This is a genomic window from Rhabdonatronobacter sediminivivens, from assembly GCF_013415485.1.
Taxonomy (GTDB): domain Bacteria; phylum Pseudomonadota; class Alphaproteobacteria; order Rhodobacterales; family Rhodobacteraceae; genus Rhabdonatronobacter; species Rhabdonatronobacter sediminivivens.
Map to the genome: position 1 here is coordinate 20,872 of NZ_JACBXS010000010.1, position 20,270 is coordinate 41,141.

At 66.1% G+C, this 20,270-nt stretch carries 12 protein-coding genes; 5 read left to right on the forward strand and 7 right to left on the reverse strand.

Annotated elements, in window-relative coordinates:
- Positions 1-173 precede the first annotated feature (173 nt).
- The 4 genes from HUK65_RS06580 (at position 174) to HUK65_RS06595 (ending at position 8,352) form a co-directional block, all read left to right on the forward strand.
- Positions 174-1,985 (forward strand): autotransporter assembly complex protein TamA, encoded by a 1,812-nt coding sequence (locus tag HUK65_RS06580; protein ID WP_327787040.1) that lies wholly within the window; start codon positions 174-176, stop codon positions 1,983-1,985.
- On the forward strand, positions 1,985-6,121 hold the full coding sequence (locus tag HUK65_RS06585; RefSeq protein WP_179905357.1) for a translocation/assembly module TamB domain-containing protein: 4,137 nt from the start codon (positions 1,985-1,987) through the stop codon (positions 6,119-6,121). Before HUK65_RS06580 ends, HUK65_RS06585 begins: the two co-directional genes overlap by 1 nt.
- A 96-nt stretch (positions 6,122-6,217) precedes the next feature.
- Positions 6,218-7,018: a sulfite exporter TauE/SafE family protein gene (locus HUK65_RS06590; protein WP_179905358.1), complete on the forward strand. Its 801-nt coding sequence runs from the start codon at positions 6,218-6,220 to the stop codon at positions 7,016-7,018.
- Between the two features lie 110 nt (positions 7,019-7,128).
- Positions 7,129-8,352, forward strand: coding sequence for an SAM-dependent methyltransferase (locus tag HUK65_RS06595; protein WP_179905359.1), 1,224 nt, complete (start codon positions 7,129-7,131; stop codon positions 8,350-8,352).
- Positions 8,353-8,368: 16 nt separating this feature from the next.
- Here HUK65_RS06595 and phaR read toward each other — a convergent pair whose 3' ends face one another.
- From phaR to phaC, 3 genes are all read right to left on the reverse strand, one after another.
- The gene (gene phaR / locus HUK65_RS06600; protein WP_179905360.1) at positions 8,369-8,938 is read right to left on the reverse strand and encodes a polyhydroxyalkanoate synthesis repressor PhaR; all 570 of its coding nucleotides are present in this window, start codon (positions 8,936-8,938) and stop codon (positions 8,369-8,371) included.
- A gap of 150 nt (positions 8,939-9,088) precedes the next feature.
- Positions 9,089-9,559 (reverse strand): phasin family protein, encoded by a 471-nt coding sequence (locus tag HUK65_RS06605; RefSeq protein ID WP_407692417.1) that lies wholly within the window; start codon positions 9,557-9,559, stop codon positions 9,089-9,091.
- Positions 9,560-9,678: 119 nt separating this feature from the next.
- Positions 9,679-11,487 (reverse strand): class I poly(R)-hydroxyalkanoic acid synthase, encoded by a 1,809-nt coding sequence (gene phaC / locus HUK65_RS06610; protein WP_179905362.1) that lies wholly within the window; start codon positions 11,485-11,487, stop codon positions 9,679-9,681.
- Positions 11,488-11,592: 105 nt separating this feature from the next.
- Here phaC and phaZ point away from each other — a divergent pair, with 105 nt between their 5' ends.
- Positions 11,593-12,879 carry a polyhydroxyalkanoate depolymerase gene (gene phaZ, locus HUK65_RS06615; protein WP_179905363.1) on the forward strand — a complete coding sequence of 429 codons (1,287 nt, stop codon included), beginning with the start codon at positions 11,593-11,595 and terminating at the stop codon, positions 12,877-12,879.
- Positions 12,880-13,058: 179 nt separating this feature from the next.
- On the opposite strand, the gene HUK65_RS06620 is transcribed toward phaZ, so the two are convergent.
- The 4 genes from HUK65_RS06620 to bcsA are packed head-to-tail and all read right to left on the reverse strand — an operon-like array spanning position 13,059 to position 20,240.
- Complete coding sequence (locus tag HUK65_RS06620; protein WP_179905364.1) at positions 13,059-14,501, reverse strand: hypothetical protein; 1,443 nt, start codon at positions 14,499-14,501, stop codon at positions 13,059-13,061.
- Positions 14,486-15,559, reverse strand: coding sequence for a glycosyl hydrolase family 8 (locus HUK65_RS06625; RefSeq protein WP_179905365.1), 1,074 nt, complete (start codon positions 15,557-15,559; stop codon positions 14,486-14,488). The genes HUK65_RS06620 and HUK65_RS06625 overlap by 16 nt, the downstream gene beginning before the upstream one ends.
- Complete coding sequence (locus tag HUK65_RS06630; RefSeq protein ID WP_179905366.1) at positions 15,556-17,799, reverse strand: cellulose biosynthesis cyclic di-GMP-binding regulatory protein BcsB; 2,244 nt, start codon at positions 17,797-17,799, stop codon at positions 15,556-15,558. The genes HUK65_RS06625 and HUK65_RS06630 overlap by 4 nt, the downstream gene beginning before the upstream one ends.
- Positions 17,796-20,240 (reverse strand): UDP-forming cellulose synthase catalytic subunit, encoded by a 2,445-nt coding sequence (gene bcsA / locus HUK65_RS06635; protein ID WP_179905367.1) that lies wholly within the window; start codon positions 20,238-20,240, stop codon positions 17,796-17,798. Before bcsA ends, HUK65_RS06630 begins: the two co-directional genes overlap by 4 nt.
- Positions 20,241-20,270: the final 30 nt, after the last annotated feature.

A 20,270-nucleotide genomic window follows, 5' to 3' on the forward strand; every position in this document is an offset into this window, starting at 1 on the left:
GTTTTTGCGCCCGCTTCAACCCCTGACAGGCTGCACCCGCAGATGGCCATCAGCGTAACCCCGCCTTTACACGGGACTGCCAGAATGATGTTGCGGGAATGCCATTGTAGCAGGGGGTGCAATCTGCAAAGGTTCGACTTGATGACAAGATGCGATAAGTTCCGGGCATGAACGTGCGAAAAACGACCCCGAAAAAGACGGCGACACTGGGCGCTGCGCTTGCAAGCTGCCTGGTTCTGGCAACGCCCGGGCAGGCTCTTGACCAGCTGGTGTTCAGCACGCCGGGCGCATCCGACACGTTGCGCACGGCGTTGGAGCGGTCCTCGCTTCTGACCCGGGCTGAGGCTGACGGGATCACCGACCCCCTGGAGGTCTTCTCCATCGCGCGGGTGGAATACGGGCGGCTGATCGGCACCTTGTATGAGGCCGGGCATTATTCCGGCGTTATCAACGTGCTGATCGATGGGCGGGAAGCCGCCGACATATCGCCCCTGGATCCGCCCGCACAGATCGGCACGATCGAGGTGCGGGTCAATCCCGGCCCGAAATTCGTCTTTGGCCGGGCCCGGATTGGTCCGCTGGCCCCGAACACCACCGCGCGCGATGACTTCGCACCGGGGGCTCCCGCGCGCAGCACCGTCATACGCGATGCCGCCCGCGGTGCCGTTGACGACTGGCGTGACCGTGGTCACGCCAAGGCGGAACCCGCCGACCAGGACGTGATTGCCGATCATGACACCCGGCAGCTGGATGCCGATGTGACCATCGATCCCGGCCCACGCCTGCGCTTTGGCGAATTGCGCCCCACCGGGCAGCGCCATGTGCGCCCGGAACGGATCGTTGCCATTGCCGGCCTGCCCACCGGCGAACGCTTCTCCCCCGAAGCGGCCACCCGCGCGGCCACCCGGCTGCGCCGCACCGGAGCCTTTGCCTCGGTCGCCCTGCGCGAGGCCGAGGACCCCAACCCCGACAGCACGCTGGATTTTGACGTCTCGGTGGTGGAAGCGCCCCGGCGGCGGATCGGCGCCGGGGCCGAGTATGACACCGAGGACGGCGTGCGGCTGACGGCCTTCTGGATGCATCGCAACCTGCTGGGTGGGGCCGAACGCTTCCGGGTGGAGGGTGAGGTCGCCGGGATCGGCGCGCGCTCGGGCGGGGTTGATTTCCGGCTGGGCACCGAATTCACCCGCCCGGCGACCTTTACGCCAGATACCGCCCTGACCCTGGGCGCCATGCTGGAAAGCGAGGACCAGCGCGATTACACCGCCCGCCGCGCGCGGATCAGCGCCGGGGTAACCCATCTGTTTTCGGATACGCTGACCGGGGATGCGGCCATCGAATACCAGTTCGAACGCGCCCGCTTTGGCGCCGACCGCAGCGTGCGGCGCAACTTCAGCACCGTGGCGCTGCCGCTGGGGCTGACCTGGGACCGGCGCAATGACACGCTGGACCCCACGCGCGGTTTCTATCTGGCCGGAACCGCCACGCCCTTCCTGGGCTTGCGCGATGCCGATACCGGCGCGCAGACCACGCTGGATGCACGCGGCTTCTACCCCTTTGGCGGGGAGGACCGCATTGTCTTTGCCGCCCGCGCGCAGCTGGGCGCGGTGCTGGGCGCGGATATCTCGGCCACACCGCGGCGGTATCTGTTCTATTCGGGCGGCGGTGGCACGGTTCGGGGCCAGCCCTTCGAATCGCTGGGCGTGTCGCCCGGCGGGGTGGATTCCGGCGGTCAGGGGTTTGCCGCCTTTGCCACCGAAGTGCGCGTGGGCGTCACCGACACCATCGGCGTGGTCGCCTTTGCCGACGCGGGTTTCGTGTCCGAAGGGGCGTTCAGCGGCGCCTCGGACTGGCATGCGGGGGCGGGGCTGGGGGTGCGCTATGACACCGCTGTCGGCCCGCTTCGCGTGGATCTGGGCATGCCGGTGCGCGGCGATACCGGGCGCGGGCTGCAAATCTACATCGGCATCGGGCAGGCGTTCTGATGCGCAGGTTTCTTGTCCTTCTTGCCGCTCTGGTCCTTGGCCTGACCCTGACACCCGCCGCGCACGCGCAATCGGGTGAAGATGACGTGGGCTTCATCACCCGGCAATTGCAGGAGCTGCTGTCCGAAGCCGGGCGCGAAGTGCGCATCCGCGGCTTTCGCGGGGCACTGTCATCGCGCGCCACGATCGACGAAATGACCATCCTGGATGATGACGGCGAATGGTTGATCCTGCGCGATGCAACCATGCAATGGAATCGCAGCGCCCTTCTGGCCCGCCGGATCGAAATACGGGAGATCACGGCCCGGGAACTGATCATCCTCCGCCCGCCCGTCACCGATGATGACACCCTCCCCGCCCCCGAAGCGCGCGACGAACCGGCCACGCCGTTTGCGCTGCCGGAATTGCCGGTTTCGGTGCAGTTGGGCCAGTTGCAGGTGGACCGCATCGAACTCGGCGCCCCCTTTCTGGGCCGCGAGGTTGCGCTTTCCGCCGCAGGCAGTGCCTCGCTGGCCGATGGCGCCGGACAGGCCGCGTTGCGGATCGAACGGATCGACGGGGCCGAAGGGGAATTCGACCTTGATGCCGCTTTCTCCAACCTGACGCGGGAGCTGTCGCTGGACCTGACGCTGAGCGAAGGACCCGATGGCATTGCCGCCAACCTGCTGGGCATTCCTGACCGCCCCGCGACCAGTCTGACCATCGCGGGCACCGGCCCACTGGATGATTTCGCGGCCGAAATCGCCGTGGGAACCGATGGAGAGGAACGGATCGAGGGGTCGGTGTCCCTCAGCGGCGATGGCACCGAAACCCCGCAGGTTCTGGGGATCGACATCGCGGGCGATCTGCAACCGTTCCTGGAGGCCGATTTCCAGCCCTTCTTTGGCAGCGAAAGCCGCCTGCGCACCCAGGCCCGGCGTGACCCGGACGGGCGGATGCATCTGGAAGAGCTGCTGGTGCAAACCGAATTGCTGGACCTGCAGGGCAGCGCCGAGCTGGCCGCCGGGGGCATTCCGGAAATGATCGACCTGCGCGGGCAGATTGCCAGCGCAAACGGAGAGCGGGTGGTGCTGCCCATCGGCGGGCCGCGCACCACCATTGAACGCGCAGACCTGCAGGTCAGCTTTCTGGCCGAGGAGTCCGAGGATTGGGAGCTGGAATTCGACATCCGCGACTTCCGGCGCCCGGACATCACCATCGACCGGTTGCAGACCAGCGGCATCGGGCGGATCAGCCAGGGCGACGATGGCGCGCTGCAGGTGGTGGATGCGGTGGTGGATTATAATGCCGACGGCATCGCCCCCGCCGATCCTGCGCTGGCCCAGGCCATCGGCACGCAGGTCACCGGCAGCACCGGCATCATCTGGCGCGTGGGCGAACCCTTCTACATTCCCGGCCTGCTGGTCGAAGGCGAAGATTACTGGGCCCAGGGTGAGGCGACATTCGACGACGGTCTCCTGCAGCTTGACCTGCAGGCCGAGCTGTCCCGCCTGAACCGGTTTTCGATGCTGGCCGGGCGCGATTTGTCCGGCGCGGTGGCGGGCGAGGTCCGCGGCACGGTCTCTCCGCTGACCGGGGGCTTCGATCTGGACACTGCGGTGATCGGTCAGAACCTGGCCATCGGCATCGAAGAGGTGGACCGCCTGCTGTCAGGGCGCAGCGAAATCCGGGTGGAGGCCCGGCGCGGGGCCGACGGCATCACCCTGCGCCACCTGTCAGCCAATGCCCAGACGCTGATGGCCGAACTGACCGGGATCATCCGCACCGATGGCCTTGCGCTTGAAGGCGGGCTGGATTTCGCGGATCTGTCGGTGCTGGGCGATCAATACGGCGGCGCGCTGGATGCGCAGGTTGACCTGCGCAGCGAAAACGGCAGCGAACGGCTGATGATGACGGCCAGCGGGCAGGATCTTGCCTTTGGCATTGATGAAGCAGACCGGCTGCTGGCCGGGCGCAGCGAAATCCGCCTGGATGCCCAACGGCGCGGCGAGGTGATCACGATCAACAACCTCACCGCCAATGCGCAGACCCTGCTGGCAGAGGTCACCGGCACCATCCGGGGCAACGATCTGGCGCTGGATGGCGCGCTGGATTTTTCGGACCTGTCGGTGCTGGGCGCGCAATATGGCGGCGCGCTGGATGCCACGGTCGCCCTGCGCAGCGAAAACGGCGCCGAGCGGCTGGTGCTGGACGCCACCGGGCGCGACCTGAGCATCGGCCAACCCGAGGCCGACCGCGCGCTGAGGGGCGAAACCGCGCTGCGCGTCAACGCCCTGCGGCGCGCTGAGGTCATCACCCTGGATGAGGCAACCGTATCCAACGCCGCCCTTTCTGCGGCGGTGCAGGGGCGGATTGCCAGCGGCGCTTCGGTCCTGGATCTTGAATTCGACCTGCCGTCCCTTGGCGCGCTGCGCCCGGAACTGGGCGGTGCCCTGCAGGGCAGCGCCACCCTGCGCGAGGACGGCGAAACCCGGCGCCTGGGCCTTGATGTCACCGGCACCGGCCTGCGTGCGGGCATCGCTCAGGCCGATGGGCTGCTGGCGGGGACCACCCGGCTGACCGCGCAGGTCACCGAACGCTCGGGCGATATCTTCATCGAGGACGCGGACCTGCGCAATCCGCAGCTGAATGCCCGCGTCAGTGGCGAAGCGTCTGGCGCCACCCGGCAAATGCGGATCGAGGCGCGGCTGAATGATCTGGCCCAGGTGGTGCCGGGGATCGGTGGGGCGTTGCAGGTCAGCGGGACGGTGCGCGAAACCGACAGTGGCTTCAACCTCAACCTGACCGCCGGGGGCCCGGCGGGGATCACGCTTCAGGCCAGCGGCGATATCGGGCGCGATCTTCAGGCCAATCTGTCAGCCTCGGGACAGGGGGATCTGACGGTGATCAACCCGCAGATCGAACCGGGGTCGATTCAGGGTCCGGTGCAGTTCGACCTGCGGATCAACGGTCCGCTGGCGCTGGAGTCGGTCAGCGGCACAGCCACGGTGGCCGGGGCCAGCTTCGTGCAGCCCGCAGCCCATCTGCGGCTGGTCGATATCGCCGCGCGGGCCGAATTGCGCGGCGGGCGCGCCGATGTGGATGTGCGCGGTGGCAGTGCGCGGGGCGGGCGCTTTTCGGTCACAGGCTTTGCCGAGCTGACCGGCGCCCGGCGGGTGGACATGCAGCTGGCGCTGAATGAACTGGGCGTGGCCGATCCGCAACTGTTCCAGACCACGGTTTCAGGGACCGCGGCCTTCACCGGCGCGCTGACCGGGGACCGGCTGGTCTCCGGGGCGCTGCAACTGGGGCCCACGGAAATCCGCATTCCCAGCACCGGGCTGGGCGGGCCGGGCTATGTGCCGCCCAACTTGCGCCATGTGAACGACTCTGCCGCCGCGCGCCAGACCCGCGCGCGCGCGGGCATCATGACCGGCGAGACCCACGGGCGCACGCCACGTCCGATCCGGCTGGACCTGTCGCTGGATGCGCCCAACCGGGTGTTCATCCGCGGCCGCGGGCTGGATGCCGAACTGGGCGGCGGGCTGCGCCTGACCGGGACCACGCGCGATGTGATCCCCATTGGCCAGTTCAGCCTGATCCGGGGGCGGCTGGACCTGCTGGGCAACCGTTTCACCCTGACCGAGGGTTTCGCCAGCATGCAGGGCGAATTCATGCCCTTCGTGCGGCTGGTGGCCACCACACAAAGCGATGGCGTCACCACCAGCATCATCGTCGAGGGCGAGGCCGCGGCCCCGCAGATCACTTTCGCCTCGGTCCCCGAACTCCCCGAGGAAGAGGTCGTCTCGCGCCTGATCTTCAACCGTGACCTCAGCTCGCTGTCGGTGTTTCAGGCGGCGCAGCTTGCCTCGGCGGTGGCAACGCTCACCGGGCGTGGAGGCAACGGGTTCATGGAGCGGCTGCGCAGTTCCGTGGGGCTGGATGACCTTGATATCACCACCGATGAAGACGGCAACGCGGCCTTGCGGGCCGGCCGCTACCTGACCGAAAACATCTATACCGATGTGGTGCTGGACCCCCAGGGCCGCAGCGAGGTGTCGGTCAATCTGGATGTCTCGCCTTCGGTCACAGTGCGCGGACGGGTCGATGAACGGGGGCGCACCGGTGTCGGCGTGTTCTTCGAGCGCGATTACTAGGCGGGCGGGCGCGTCAGAGCGGCCGCCACAGGCATCATGCCTTGCGCCCGGATTTCACATCTTCCCTTGCATATGGCAGAACGGTAGAGCGTGCATATGACTGACACCCTGTCTGCATTGCTGGCGCTGACCCTGTTCGACACCCCTGCCGCGCTGACCGCGGCGGTGGTCGCGGTCAGTCTGGTCGGCCTGTCCAAGGGGGGGCTGGGCGGGGCTTTTGCCCTGATGGGCGTGCCGGTGCTGTCGCTGGTCATGCCCCCGGTGCAGGCGGCGGCGCTTCTGCTGCCGATCCTGCTGATGATGGATGCGGTGGGGCTGTGGACCTGGCGCCATTTCCGGGACTGGGCAGTGCTGCGCGCCATGCTTCCGGCGGCGATGCTGGGTATTTTCATCGGCTGGATGGCCGCGGCCTATACCTCCGAGGCCCTGGTGCGGCTGCTGGTGGGGCTGGTGGCCCTGGGCTTCGTGCTCTATGTCGCCCTGCCCCGGCGCAGCGCCGCGCCTGTGGCCGGGCACCGCCCGGTTGCGGCCTGGATCTGGGGCTCCAGCGCGGGGTTCACCAGTTTCGTGGCCCATGCCGGATCGCCGCCCTTTCAGATCTACACCCTGCCCCTGCGGCTGGACCCAAAGGTGTTCACCGGCACTGCGGTCGTGTTCTTTGCGGTCAACAACCTGGTCAAGGTGGTGCCCTATGCCGCTCTTGGCCAGTTTGACACGCGCACCCTGTGGTCGGCGGCGCTGATGCTGCCGCTGGCGGTGGTGGCCGTGCTGGCAGGGGCGATGATCGTACGCCGGATGCGCGCAGCGGTGTTCTATCCGTTCATGTATGCGATGGTGGCGCTGGTCTCGGTCAAGCTGATCCATGACGGGGTGCGCGGGCTTCTGGGCGGGGTCTGAGCACCGTCCGGGGGCATGGCGTTGCGAAATGGGCCTGATTTGACTATAGTTCACCGCGATGTGACTGGAAAACTGCGGGGGCGCCCGTGTGGGGCCAGGTTCTCGTATCGATGCTGAAGCGGCTTGTCCGCCATGGTCAGTTGCGGCTGGTTGCGCCGGATGGCCGGGAATGGCGCTTTGGTGACAATAACCCGGACCTGCCCGATGTCCGCGTGACCCTGCATGACGCTGCCATCATGCGCAGGCTGGCGCTGAACCCGGAGCTTGCGCTGGGCGAAGCCTATACCGAGGGCCGACTGACCATCGACCGTGATGACCTGCACGGGCTGCTGGAGCTGGCGCTGCGCAACATCAACGCCGGCAACCGCAATCCGCCCATGCGTCTGACGCGGCTGGCGCGCAACTGGCTGCGCGCGCTGCGCCAGTTCAACCCCATGCCCCGGGCCCGACGCAATGTGGCGCATCACTATGACCTCTCGGGCGACTTCTATGACCTGTTTCTGGATCAGGACCGGCAGTATTCCTGCGCCTATTTCCACGATGAAAGCGACAGCCTGGAGGCGGCCCAGGCGCAGAAGAAGGCCCATATCGCGCGCAAGCTGCTGTTGCGCCCGGGCATGCGGGTGCTGGACATAGGCTGCGGCTGGGGGGGAATGGCGCTGACCCTGGCCCGCGACCATGGCGCGCAGGTTCTGGGCATCACCCTGTCCGAAGAACAGCACCGCCACGCCACCGCGCGGGCCGCCCGCGAAGGGCTGGGCGATCAGGTGCAATTCCGCCTGATGGACTACAGGGCCGTGACGGGCCAGTTCGACCGGGTTGTATCGGTGGGCATGTTCGAACATGTGGGCGCGCCGCATTACCGCGCCTATTTCGGCACCCTCCGCGCGCGGCTGGCGCCGGACGGTGTGGCGCTGGTCCACAGCATCGGCCGGGCCGAGCCGCCAGGGTCCACCAACCCCTGGATCGACCGCTACATCTTTCCCGGCGGCTATGTGCCCGCCATGTCCGAAGTTCTGGCGGCGATCGAACAGGAGGGGCTCTGGACCACCGATATCGAGGTCTGGCGCCTGCATTACGCGCATACCCTGCGCCACTGGCATGACCGGTTCCGCGCCAACGAGGACCGTGTCCGGGCGATGTTCGATGACCGTTTCTGCCGGATGTGGCGGTATTACCTGGTGGGCTGCGAACAGACCTTCCGGTTCAACACCCAATGCGTGTTTCAGTTCCAGTTGGCCCGGGAACAGCAGGCCGTGCCGCTGACGCGCGACTATCTGTACCGCGGCCAGAGGGCGCCTGCGGACATGGCGCCCGCCTCGGCCGCGGAATAGGTCGCGCGCCGGGGTGTCATTTCTTCAACGTGTCCAGGCGGGACTGCAGCTCGGCCAGTTGGCGCTTGATTTCGGCCAGGTCTTCGGGCGCGCTTTCCCGGGGTTTGCCCTGATCGGCCTGCGCATCCTCCCCCGGCGCCACGCCGGGCCAGCCCGCCATCATGCTGCGCATGAAGGCCTGCTGCTGGCGCTGCATTTCCTCGAACCCGGGCATCCCGGCCATCGGGTTGGGCAGGCTGGTCATGTTCTCGACCATCTTGGACTGGCCCTCACGCAGCATGTCAAAGGACATCGCCAGAAACTGCGGCACTACCGATTGCGCCTGGGTGGTGTAGCTGCGCACCAGATCGGTCAGCACCGCCAGCGGCAGGACATTTTCGCCGCGGCTTTCGTGTTCGGCGATGATCTGCAGAAGATACTGACGGGTCAGGTCGTCGCCGGATTTCAGATCGACGATCTGCACCTCGCGGCCTTCGCGGATGATGCGGGCGATATCTTCCAGCGTGACGTAATCGCTGGTTTCGGTGTTGTACAGGCGGCGACTGGCATACCGCTTGATCAACAGCGGCTTGTCGGTTTCGGCCATCGTCCCCTCCCTTGCGGTTTTGCGCTGCAGCAAGCCTATGCGAGTGCCGTGCAAAAGAAAAGGGCGAGCCGCAATGCTCGCCCATCGCATTTCACCGGCAGGGAGGAGGAACCGATGAACTGCAGTCTGTCCGCAATGCGGCCAGATGACTTATTTCTTTGCGCCAGCCGGAGCGGCAGTCGCCGATGCCTTCTTGGCGGCAGCGGTCATGTCGTCGGTGGCCTTCTTGGCAGCGGCGGTCATGTCTTCGGTCATGTCCTTGCCTGCAGCCATCATCAGCTCGACAGTTTCCATCTGGACCTTCTTGGCGATCTCGGCGAATGCGGCCATGTTTTCGGCAGCCATCTCGGCCGAGGACGACGCGAATTCGGTCATCGCCTTGGAATAGTCGGCGGGCTCTTCCTTGATGGTGGACACTTCGCCAACCTTGGCGAGGGTGTTCTTGGTCCACTTGGTCGAGATCTCGGTCGATTTCTCGGCAGCTTCCAGAACAACCTTGCTCATGCGCTCGGTCAGGGCGGCCTGGGTCTTGAAGGCTTCCTGCATCGCGGCGGTGTCCACGGGGAAGGCGCCCATCATGTCTTTCATCATCTTGGTGTAATCGGTGGTGGTCATGTGCATATCTCCTTGCGTCGCTCTGTCCGGATCGTCCGGGCGTTGCTTCTGAGAGGAATATGCATGCTGCATCGCAGCATTTCAAGGCTTTTTTCTGCAGTGCAGCATTTATTTCCGGGCGCGGCTCAACCCTTTGATTCTTCTTGCTGAGGTGTGGCCACCACATACGTCCCGGGTGCATCGCACAACGCCGGATAGCCCGAATCACCCGGACTCCGCGCTGCGGTCCTTGCCCCGGACCGCTTTTTCAGCCATGCCTCCCAGCGGGGCCACCAGGACCCCTCATGGAAGGTTGCGCGCGCGCGCCAGCTTTCGGCGTCATCGAGCGGCCCGTCGGCGGTGTAATGGCCGTATTTGCGCTTGGTCGGCGGGTTGACGATGCCCGCGATATGCCCGGATTGCGACAGAATGAACTCCCTGGACCGCGACCCCATCGCCGCAACCCCCCGGAAGCTGGATTTCCATGCGGCAATATGGTCGGTCTCGCAGGCAATCGCGCAGAGCGGAACCTTCACGCCCTTCAGGTTCACCGGCTCGCCGCATATCTCGAAGCTGTCGGCTGCGAAGCGGTCCTGCTGGCACAGGCCACGCAGATATTGCACGGTCATGCGCGCGGGCAGGTTGGTGCCGTCCCCGTTCCAATACAGCAGATCAAAGGCGGGCGGCGCCTCGCCCATCATGTAGCTGCGGATGGCCGGACCGTAGACCAGATCCTTGGAGCGCAGGAACGAGAATGTCCGCGTCATGAATTTTGACCGCAGCACACCCGTTTCGTTGACCTCATCCTCGATCCCGTCGACGAAATCATCATCGAGGAAGACGCCAACCTCACCCTGGTCGGAAAAATCCGTGAGCGTGGTGAAGAAGGTGGCCGACCGGACGGACTTGTCCTTGCGCTTGTCCAGCAGCGCCAGCGTCAGGGACAGCACAGTCCCGGCAACGCAATAGCCAATGGCGTTGACCTGCTTCTCGCCGGTGATCTCGCGCGCCACACGGATCGCTTCCAGATACCCTTCGGAGACATATTCATCCAGTCCGACATCGGCATAGGTTTCATCGGGGTTGACCCAGCTGACCACGAACAGTGTATAGCCCTGATCCACGATCCATTTGATCAGGCTGTTCTGCGGTTTCAGGTCCAGGATATAGAACTTGTTGATCCAGGGCGGGAAGATCACCAGCGGCGTGCGGTGCACCTCATCGGTGGTGGGCGCGTACTGGATCAGTTCGAACATGCGGTTGCGAAACACCACCTTGCCGGGGGTGGTGGCGATATTGCCGCCGACGCGAAACGCATCGCGGTCGGCCAGGGTGACCAGCAACTCGCCCTTGTTGGCCTCGACATCGTGGACCAGGTTCTCCAGGCCCCGCACCAGGCTTTCGCCTTCGGTCTCCACGGCCTTGGCCAGGGCATCGGGGTTGGTGGCCAGGAAATTCGTGGGCGCCATCATGTCCACGATCTGCTGGGTGAAATATTCGATCCGCTTCTTTTCGCGGTCATCCACCGTGTCCAGCGCCTGCACGGCATCATGCACGGCCTCGGCCGCCATCAGGTATTGCTGCTTGACGAAATTGAAATAGGGATGGGTCTTCCACAGCGGGTTGGCAAAGCGCCGGTCATCGGGGGTGTGATCCTCGGGGGCGATCAGCTTGCCGGTGCGCAGGGCCTCCTGGGCCTCGACATAATGCTTCAGGGTCTTGCCCCAGTAATTGATCTGATGCTCCAGCATCTTTGACGGATTGTTCATCATTTCCGACCAATATGCGGTACTCGCCCTGAGGAAGAGGGAATGGTCCGGCGCTTCCAGCTCGGCCTTGGGCAGTTCGCGTTGGGCAAGGGCGGCGACCAGACGCTGGGTCAGCTCTTCGATGCGGGCCAGATTCTCTTTCAGGCGTTCGACCTTTGGCTCACCTTCATATTCAGAAGTTGTCATGGCAGAAATTCCCCCTTATCCTCGCACCCGCAGCATAACGCCGTGCAGGTCCGGGGGGAAGCGGCGAATCCAGCAAGACGGGGCCACCCCCCGGAAGGAGACAGCATGAAACATATGGCGACCTACGATCTGATGGAAACCATCCGCAACACGAATGAGTGGATGGGGGCATCGGCGCGGGCCTTCGCGTCCTACCCGGTGTGGGGCATGTTCCCCCATCCGATGTTCAAGGTCATGTCCGCCTGGGGCCGGGTCACGGAACGCAGCTTTGCCCGTATGGTGATCAAGCCTGACTGGGGCGTACGCACCGTGGTGGGCAGCGACGGGCGCGACCATCTGGTCGAACGCGTGTCCGAGGTCAGCCGCCCCTTCGGCGACCTGATTCGCTTCAAGGTGCACGGCCGTGAGGAAAAGCCCCGCCGCGTGCTGCTGTGCGCACCGATGTCGGGGCATTATGCGACGCTGCTGCGGTCCACCGTGGCTTCGCTGCTGCCCGATTGTGAGGTCTGGGTGACAGACTGGCACAATGCCCGCGATATTCCCGTGTCCGAAGGCAAGTTCGACATCGAGGATTACACGCTCTATCTGATGGATTTCATGCGGCATCTGGGGCCGGACACCCATGTGATCGCCGTCTGCCAGCCGGTGCCGCTGGCGCTGGCCGCCACCGCCTATCTGGCCGAGTTGGAGCCCGCGGCACAGCCCCGCACGCTGACCCTGATCGGCGGCCCTGTGGACCCGGATGCAGCCCCGACCGAGGTGACGGATTTCGGCCGCCGGGTGACCATGGGCCAGCTGGAGCATCTGGCCATCCAGCGCGTGGGCTTCAAGTACAGGGGGGTCGGGCGGCTGGTCTATCCGGGGCTGCTGCAACTGGCCTCGTTCATCTCGATGAATGGCGAGCGCCATACCAGGGCGTTTACCGACAAGATCAGCAACGAAGCCAAGGGCGAAGCCACCGAGCGCGACAAGCACAACCGTTTCTATGACGAATATCTGGCCGTGATGGACATGACCGCAGAATTCTACCTGTCCACGGTGGAGCGCATCTTCAAGTCACGCGAGATTGCCCGCAACGCGTTTGTGGTCGATGGCCATCAGATCGATTTCGGCAAGCTGGACAGCGTGGCGGTCAAGGTGGTCGAAGGGTCAAAGGACGATATCAGCGCGCCGGGGCAATGCCTGGCGGCGCTGGACCTGCTGACCGGGCTGGATGCCAGCAAGAAGGCCAGCCATCTGGAAGACGGCGCGGGCCATTACGGCATCTTTGCCGGCAAGAGCTGGCGCAACAACATCCGTCCGCTGGTGATGGAGTTCATGGACACCCATGCAGCCCCGCCGCCGGGGAAACAGGCGCGGCCCAATATCTCGCTGGCGGCCTCGAACGGCTGACGCGCGTTCCGGGCGCAGCAGGCTAACCGGACGTTCTGTATCTGGCCTGCGCAGGCAGTGAGCGCCCCCGAGCCGCACCCACCCACCCACCCTGCGCGCCTCGGGGGCGCTGTCGGGCGCAAAGGCGCCCGACGCCGGGTTTGTGGGGTGTTTTCACACCAGCCTGCGATTGCGAACCGTCAGGGTCCGCCACGCGATGCGTCCAGCCCTGCGCGGGTTTCGGCCGTGGTAAGCTGGTCATGCAACCGCTGGAACTGGGCATGGGCAGTGCCACGCTGCCCGGTGTTGAGATGGGCATAGGCGCGCATGATCGCCAGATCCCGGCGCAGCCCGCCGGATGCCGACTGTTCCAGCGCATCGAAACTGGCGATGGCCTGACGGAATTCACCCAGCCGGAAGGCCCGCACGCCGCGCTGGTCCAGCACGATGGTTTCGACCTCCAGGCGCTGGGCATCGGTCAGGTTGGCAGTCCCGGCGATGCGCGCGCCTTCTTCGGTCATCTGTAGCGACAGATGCGCCAGCGCCAGACCGTATCGCACATCGCGCGGGATATTCCCGCCCAGCGCGCCGCCGCGTTGGGCGACGGCGGCGAAACCGGCCAGCGCCTCGGCCGGGCGGTCATGGGCCAGGGCGCACCAGGAGCGCTCGTAGAGCAGCTCGAGCGAGCGCGGCGCGGCAGAACGCGCAAAGCAGCGGGACCAGTTTTCGGCCTCCTTGGCGGCGCGAACTTCGGATACGCGGGCATCGCCGCGCAGGGGCAGGCCGTCGAAAGACGTTGGGGCGCCCGCAGGCATGGCGCCCGCCGCGGCCGCAGGGGCAGGTGCCGCGGAGGGCGCTGGGCTGCGTTGCGCCGTGGGTGCCGGAGCACTGCCCGTGCTGCCACCACCACGCCCGGCACGCAGGCGCTGTTCCAGCCGGTCCAGCTGGTCACGGTGCTGGGGGGCCGCCTGGCGCGCGGCGCTGAAAAGTTCGGCCATCTGCGCAGGGCTGGCGACGGCATCGGCCTTTTCCAGCGTCGGCTCCATATCCGCAAGGCGCTGGCAGGAGCCGAGGGTGGAGCGATAGGTGGCCACGGCATTCGCGGTCTGCCCGGCCAGATGGTACATTTCGGCCAGGCCCCAGGCGTTGTTGATCCGGTCACAGCGCATCAGTTGCGGGGTGCGGCGGGCAACGGCAATGGCATCGGGGGCATTGCGCGCGGCAACCGCGGCGTCGAAACGGGCCTGTGCCTCGTTCAGCTCCAGGATGCGGAGCATTTCGCCATCCGGGGTCCAGTCCGGATGCGCCCTGCGGGTCTGATCGATCATCCGCCGCGCCCCGGCAAAGTCCTGACGGTCGATACGTTGCCAGATACCCGCGACATCGGGACCGCCGCCGTCGGCTTCGGTGCCCACCAGCTCCGACAGGGTCGCGGGCGGGCGCCAGTCCGGGAACTGGGCGCGCAGGCGGCGGAGTTCGGCCTGCACCGCCGGCTGGTCATCCTGTTGCAGGTAGAAGACCAGGGCACGCAGGTCCTCCTGGGTAGCGGTCTGGGCGGGTGCGGTTTGGGGAGCCAGCGCCAGCAGGGCCGAGAGCAGCACCGCGGCTGCCAGCCGCGGCGCGGAAGTCAGATGGGAACACATTCGGGCAGGACCTTGTTCGCGGCCAGCAGGGCAAGCAGGTGCAGGGTGGCCGGATAATAGGGTTGATGCGGGTTGAAGGGCGGGATTTCAGCGCCCGGGCCGCCATCGCGGGCGCAGCGCACCAGCCCGGCCAGCGCGCGGTATCCGTCATCGGGGCTGGTTTCCAGCACCACACCGGACACGGGTTCCAGCACGGTGGGGACAGGCTGGCCCGGGCGCACCGTTCGGTCATAGGCGCGGGCGGCCTGAAGCACGGCCTGGTGCGACACGGCCCCTGACCAGGCCAGGAACAGCGGCACGCGCAGCGCCTCGTAGCCGGTGTTGCTGTCCAGCCGCACCGAGGGCGCCCAGCCATCGGCCGAGACATCGATCCAGTCAGGAACCAGCCCGTCCGAGGCGATGCGGGCCAGCAGCTCCTCGCCATCCCGGGCGCAGCGGGAAAGCGAGTCGGCCCCCGCGGCATCGGCCAGTTCGCGCATGGCCAGCGGCATGTAATAGGACGGATTCACCGTCACCGCACCGTCATGGACAAACCCTGCGGCGGCGGGCAGGAGCAGCAGCCGGTCCGGATCGGACGGGTCACGCACGATGCAGGTTTCGGTGAGTGCCCGCGCGATGCCTACGGCGCGGCTCATGTAGCCTGCATCGTCCCAGCGCCGCCCCCCGCGCAAGAGCGCCCATGCGTAGAACAGATCCCCGTCCGAGGCATTGTTCAGGTCCGGAACCTGATCCGACAGATGCGGCAGCCAGCGCCAGCTGAGCAGCCCGTCCGCCCGGCGCGCCAGGTTGAGTTCCGCCCAGTCGAACATGCGCGAAAACGCATCGCGGTCGTCGAATGCGCTGGCCAGAACCATGCCGTAGCCCTGGCCTTCGGAATGGCTGGCCTCTTGCTGGAGCACATCGACCACGCGGCCATCCGGGGTCAGATGCACCTCTTTCCAGGCCTGCCAGACGGAAACGGCGGCTTCGGCCAGATCGGCCGGTTCATTCAGGCTGGCCCGGGCCCGCCCGGCCAGCATCGTCGCTGCCATGGCCGCCATGAGGTGACGCCGCTTCATGGATCATGCTCCCTTGTCGATATGACCAGCTTCAGCGCCAGAAAGGCCGACAGCACCGCAAAGCTGAACAGCATGATGGTCAGGCTGATCGGATTGGCCGAAACCACATTTCCCATCGCCGCGCGAAAATTCGACAGGCTCCAGGGCTCCAGCATCACGGGGCGGCGGTCAGGGGCCAGCCAGTTGTGCCATTCCCCGTCATGGTCCAGCACGGAAACCTGCCCGCGCGGGCCCTGGCCATGGGTGCGCGCCACCACGATCGCCGAGGCAATCCGGTTGATGTCGGCATCGGGGCTGCGCATCATCCAGACATGTTCGGGGCGGTGGTGATCCAGTTGCAGGAACACCGCCTTGCCCGATTGTTCGGCCAGCCATTCGTTCAGCTGGTCCTGGCTGCGCGGGAACAGCCATTGTGAAAACGCCATCCCATGACCGGCGAACCAGTCCCACCACGCAAAGAGCGCCCCGCGATAGCCGCGCGATTCGTCGATGAAGCGGAACGGGTCGGGGCGTGCGGGGGTGTCGGTATCGTCGATTTCGGCATCGGGGTGGCTCAGCAGCACTTCCTCCAGCAGGCGGCGGTCCACGGAGTAACCACCCGGCGGGATGGAGCCCATGTCCTCCAGCGCCATCAGATGCAGCACGCCGGGGCCGAATTCCGCCGCCGCGCGCGACAGCGCCGCCCCCAGCACGACCTGATCCTCATTGCTGAAACTGCGATGGGTCAGGTCATTGCGCCGCAGGCTGTCCGGGGTCAGCGCCGAGAACGCCAGCCCCATATCCGCCAGATACATGCTGGGGCTGTAGGGGACGTTCAGCGTAGAGTTCTGGCCGATCTCCAGCACCTCGCCCCGGGTGCCGGAACAGGGCATGTCCGGCGGGTCGCCGGGGATCAGCAGCTCCCAGCCGATGATGTTGTTGCCCGCGTTCAGCAGCCGCGCCTCGAAATCGATGGGGAAGCCTTCGAAATAGCGGTTCGGCTCATCCCAGAGCGGCAGCATCCGCACGGGTTCGCCATTGACCATCAGGATCAGCACCGAGCCGCGCGGCAACCCTTCGGTATAGATGTAATCCAGCCGCAACCGGGCCTTGGCCGCGGTCAGGATCAGCCAGTTGTCCGGCAGGCGAAAGGCGAACTCGCGATAGGCATAGCGCTGGCTGTAGCGTTCGGTTTCAAAGCCGATCTGCGCCAGCGGCACGTCGCGGCCGACCTCGACCTGCGGCGGGCGTTCGGCCTGCGGCAGCGCGGCAAGGTTTGCGCCCAGACCCTCCAGGTCCACGGGCGCGGATTCGGGGATGTATTCGACCACCATGACCTGCGCGCCATCGGCGCCGGTGCGGTAGCGGATCTGGTTGCGTGTTCCGGGGATGAAGGTGACCCGGGCGCGGGCCGGGCGCTGCTGGGCCAGGCTGTTCCAGTAGTCGGTGAAGCGATAGGTCAGCGGCTGCCCCCCCATCACATTGCTAAGCTGTGCGGTCAGCATGCGGATCCAGGCGGTGCGTTGCGCGCCCAGATGCGCGGTGCCGCGCACTTCCAGCCCCACCGGGTCCACGCCCTGTGCGGCCAGCCCCATCAGGAAACTGTCAGGGCCGGGTTCGATATCGGCGGGATCGACCGATAACCCGCTCTGCGACAGGTCGATATCCGTCCAAAGCGCCCAGGAGGCATCCGGGCCGCAGAAGATGCGATGGTGCTGGATGACCTCGATCTCGACCTCGTTACGGCCCGCCCGCAGCAACCCTTCGGGCAACTGCAGCTCCTGGGTGCCGAAACCGGTCAGATTGCCCATGCGCAGGCTGCCCACCCGGGTGCCATTGACCCGCACCAGCGCCGAGGACCGTTCCGGGAGCACATTGACCGTGGACTGGCTGGTGATGCGCAGGACATTTGACAGGCGCGGGTCCGCCACATGCAGCGCAAAGGATTCGCGGTGGAATTCACCGGTGAAGCGCAGCACCGGCCAGGACGGGTTGCGGCTGACACGGGTGGGGCGCAGGGGTGCGATCCAGTGCCCTGCACCCGGTTCCGCCGCAGCAGGCGCGGCGCGGCGGAAACCGTCAAAGCGGGTGTCCATTCCGGCGGTGGCCTCGGGCAATTCGGTTTCAAGCTCATCGACCAGCGGCACCGGGATCAGCGGCGCCTCGGCGCGGGCCATGGCGCCGGGCAGCAGCAACGCGGCCCCCAGCGTCAGGGCGATCAGCGGGATGGCGTTCAGCGGGATCATGCGCAGCCGGATCATGCGGGCCTCCAACCTTCGCCGCCCTGCGGGGCAACGGGAACGGGTATCGGCTGGCCGCCGGTGACAGGGTGCCCGGCGTCGGACCTGCGGGCAGCGGGATCAAACGGGATGCGCGTGGCCGAAGGACCGGGTTCCGGGTCAAAGGTTTCGCCAAAGGCCAGCAGATGCGCCGGGACAGCGCGTTCCCGTTCGGCCGCGCGTTCGTCGGCACGGGCGCGTCGGCGCCGCGCCGGTTCGGCGGCAAGGGCGCGCATGGTGTGATAAACGCTGGTCACGGCCAGCCCCAGAACATACAGCATGCCCACCGTCATCGGCTTTGGCTTGCTGCGACCGGCGCGGATGTTTTCCCACACCGCACTGTCGCCAAAGATCAGATGCGCCACGGTTTCGCGCACCGCCATGGGCTGGTCCGGGTCATAGCGCACGCCCACGACAAAGCCCTTGGCATCCTTGTCCACCGTCTTGACCTGCACCCGGACGGCGTTTTCCAGATGCGGCGAGCGGGGAAACTCGGGCGTGAAATAGAACACCTGGCCTTCGACCAGGGCGGCCAGTTCGCGCCGGTCCTCTTCCGTGGCGGGTTGCAGCAGCAGCCGCGCGCCGCTGGTCGAGGCATTGACCACCGTGGCCTTTACAAAGGCGTAATCTTCACGCCCGATGGCGGCGATGGCGGGCGCCTCCATCGGCACCCGGGGCGAGGCGCGGCGCTGCATCCGCTCGGCGATGACGCGCAGCGCCGCCGACAGGATCAGGAAATTGAAGATCGCCCAGCCGCCGACCACCATCAGGATGGTATGGTCGCCCGGAAACAGCATCCAGCGGATCCCGGCGGCGATCACCCCCAGCCCGGCCAGCGCCCAGACGATCAGCAGCGGCTGGTAGATCGGGGTGATCACATCCTCGTCCAGAACCTCGTCCTTGGCGGTGACCTTGAACTGCGCGCCGCGCGGCTTGAACAGGGTCCGCAGCACCACGCCCGAAAGGTAAGGCGCCTGGGCGGTCTCATAGAGTTCCGAGATCAGCGGCCAGCGCACGCGGGCATAAAGCGCGTTCTGGACCATGAAACTGACCAGCATGTAGCTGGACATGTAGACCATGACCTCCTGGAACGTGGCCACGAAGATCTGCAGCCCAAAGAACAGATAGGCCAGCGGCGCCAGGATGAAGGCCATCCGCACCAGCGGGAACAGCCAGAAGGTCATGGAATTGAGGTAACAGAGCCGCTGCGTCAGGCTCAGCCCCTTGCGGCGCAGGGGGTTCTTCAGCCGCAGCAGCTGCATCATCCCCGCCGCCCAGCGCCCGCGCTGTTCGATGAAGGTGGTAAAGGTTTCCGGCTGCAACCCGGCGATCATGGCGTGATCGACGTAAAGGCTCTTCCAGCCCCGGCTGTGGATCTCCAGCGCGGTTTCGGCGTCTTCGGTGATGGTTTCCCCGGCGAAACCGCCCACATCATCCAGCGCCGCGCGCCGGATCACCGCCGCCGAGCCGCAGAAGAACGCGCCCCCCCAACGGTCCAGCCCGCGATGCCCCTGATGGTAGAACATCTCGTTTTCCGGGGGGCAATCGGCGCGCAGGCCGATATTGCGGTCGATGGGATCGGGGTTGAGGAAGAAATGCGGCGTCTGCACCAGGAACAGCTTGGGGTCCTCGACGAAATACCCCACGGTGCGGGCCAGGAAATCGCGCGACGGCACATGGTCGGCGTCGAACACCACCACCAGGTCGCCATCCAGCCGCTCCAGCGCGGCGGACATGTTCCCGGCCTTGGCGTGCTCGTTCCGCTCACGCGTGGAATAGACCACGCCCAGTTCGCGGCACAGCGCCTGCAGGTCGCGCCGCCGCTTGCGCGCGGCCTCGGCCAGCTCCGGATCGTCGGAATTGCAGCGCTGGTCAGTGCCGCCATCATCGCAGAGCACCACGGTGCGCTTTTCGGGCGGGTAATGCATGTTCCTGGCCGCCGACAGCGTGATGCTCAGCATCTCGATCGGTTCGTTATAGCTGGGCACCAGGATATCGACCGTCGGCAGGTCAGTGACGGCAACCTTGGGCGGCAGGCTGCGTTTCACCGGGTCGGCGGTGATGAAGGAGCTGATGAAGAACACGCCGATGGCATAGGTTTCCACCATGAACAGCAGCGCCGCCGCAATGAACGAGATCGGCGCATCCACCGGCGGCAGGGTTTCCGTCAGCCGCCAGGACCAGTAGCGCATGACCACCACGCTGGCGACGGCCAGCAACAGGAAGCGCACGACAATGTTCTTCATGGTCCACGGCTTCAGCGCCGCCACAACGATCACTGCAAAGATCCCCAGCACGCCCTGTACCGCGGTCGAAGTGGGAATGCTGACCAGCAGCAGAATGGGCACCAGAACCAGCGCCCAGAGGATCACCAGAAGGATCTCTCGGGCGCGCAGTTTTCGGGTGGCAATCAGGAAACTCATGACACATTACTCCACTTCGCTGCGGTGCGC

Excerpts from the sequence above, each read along its gene's own strand:
- bcsA (WP_179905367.1), bottom strand. The coding sequence starts at position 20,240 with ATGAGTTTCCTGATTGCCACCCGAAAACTGCGCGCCCGAGAGATCCTT.
- HUK65_RS06595 (WP_179905359.1), top strand. The coding sequence starts at position 7,129 with ATGCTGAAGCGGCTTGTCCGCCATGGTCAGTTGCGGCTGGTTGCGCCG.
- HUK65_RS06620 (WP_179905364.1), bottom strand. The coding sequence starts at position 14,501 with ATGTGTTCCCATCTGACTTCCGCGCCGCGGCTGGCAGCCGCGGTGCTG.
- phaZ (WP_179905363.1), top strand. The coding sequence starts at position 11,593 with ATGAAACATATGGCGACCTACGATCTGATGGAAACCATCCGCAACACG.
- HUK65_RS06605 (WP_407692417.1), bottom strand. The coding sequence starts at position 9,559 with ATGCACATGACCACCACCGATTACACCAAGATGATGAAAGACATGATG.
- HUK65_RS06590 (WP_179905358.1), top strand. The coding sequence starts at position 6,218 with ATGACTGACACCCTGTCTGCATTGCTGGCGCTGACCCTGTTCGACACC.
- HUK65_RS06585 (WP_179905357.1), top strand. The coding sequence starts at position 1,985 with ATGCGCAGGTTTCTTGTCCTTCTTGCCGCTCTGGTCCTTGGCCTGACC.
- phaR (WP_179905360.1), bottom strand. The coding sequence starts at position 8,938 with ATGGCCGAAACCGACAAGCCGCTGTTGATCAAGCGGTATGCCAGTCGC.
- HUK65_RS06630 (WP_179905366.1), bottom strand. The coding sequence starts at position 17,799 with ATGATCCGGCTGCGCATGATCCCGCTGAACGCCATCCCGCTGATCGCC.
- phaC (WP_179905362.1), bottom strand. The coding sequence starts at position 11,487 with ATGACAACTTCTGAATATGAAGGTGAGCCAAAGGTCGAACGCCTGAAA.
- HUK65_RS06625 (WP_179905365.1), bottom strand. The coding sequence starts at position 15,559 with ATGAAGCGGCGTCACCTCATGGCGGCCATGGCAGCGACGATGCTGGCC.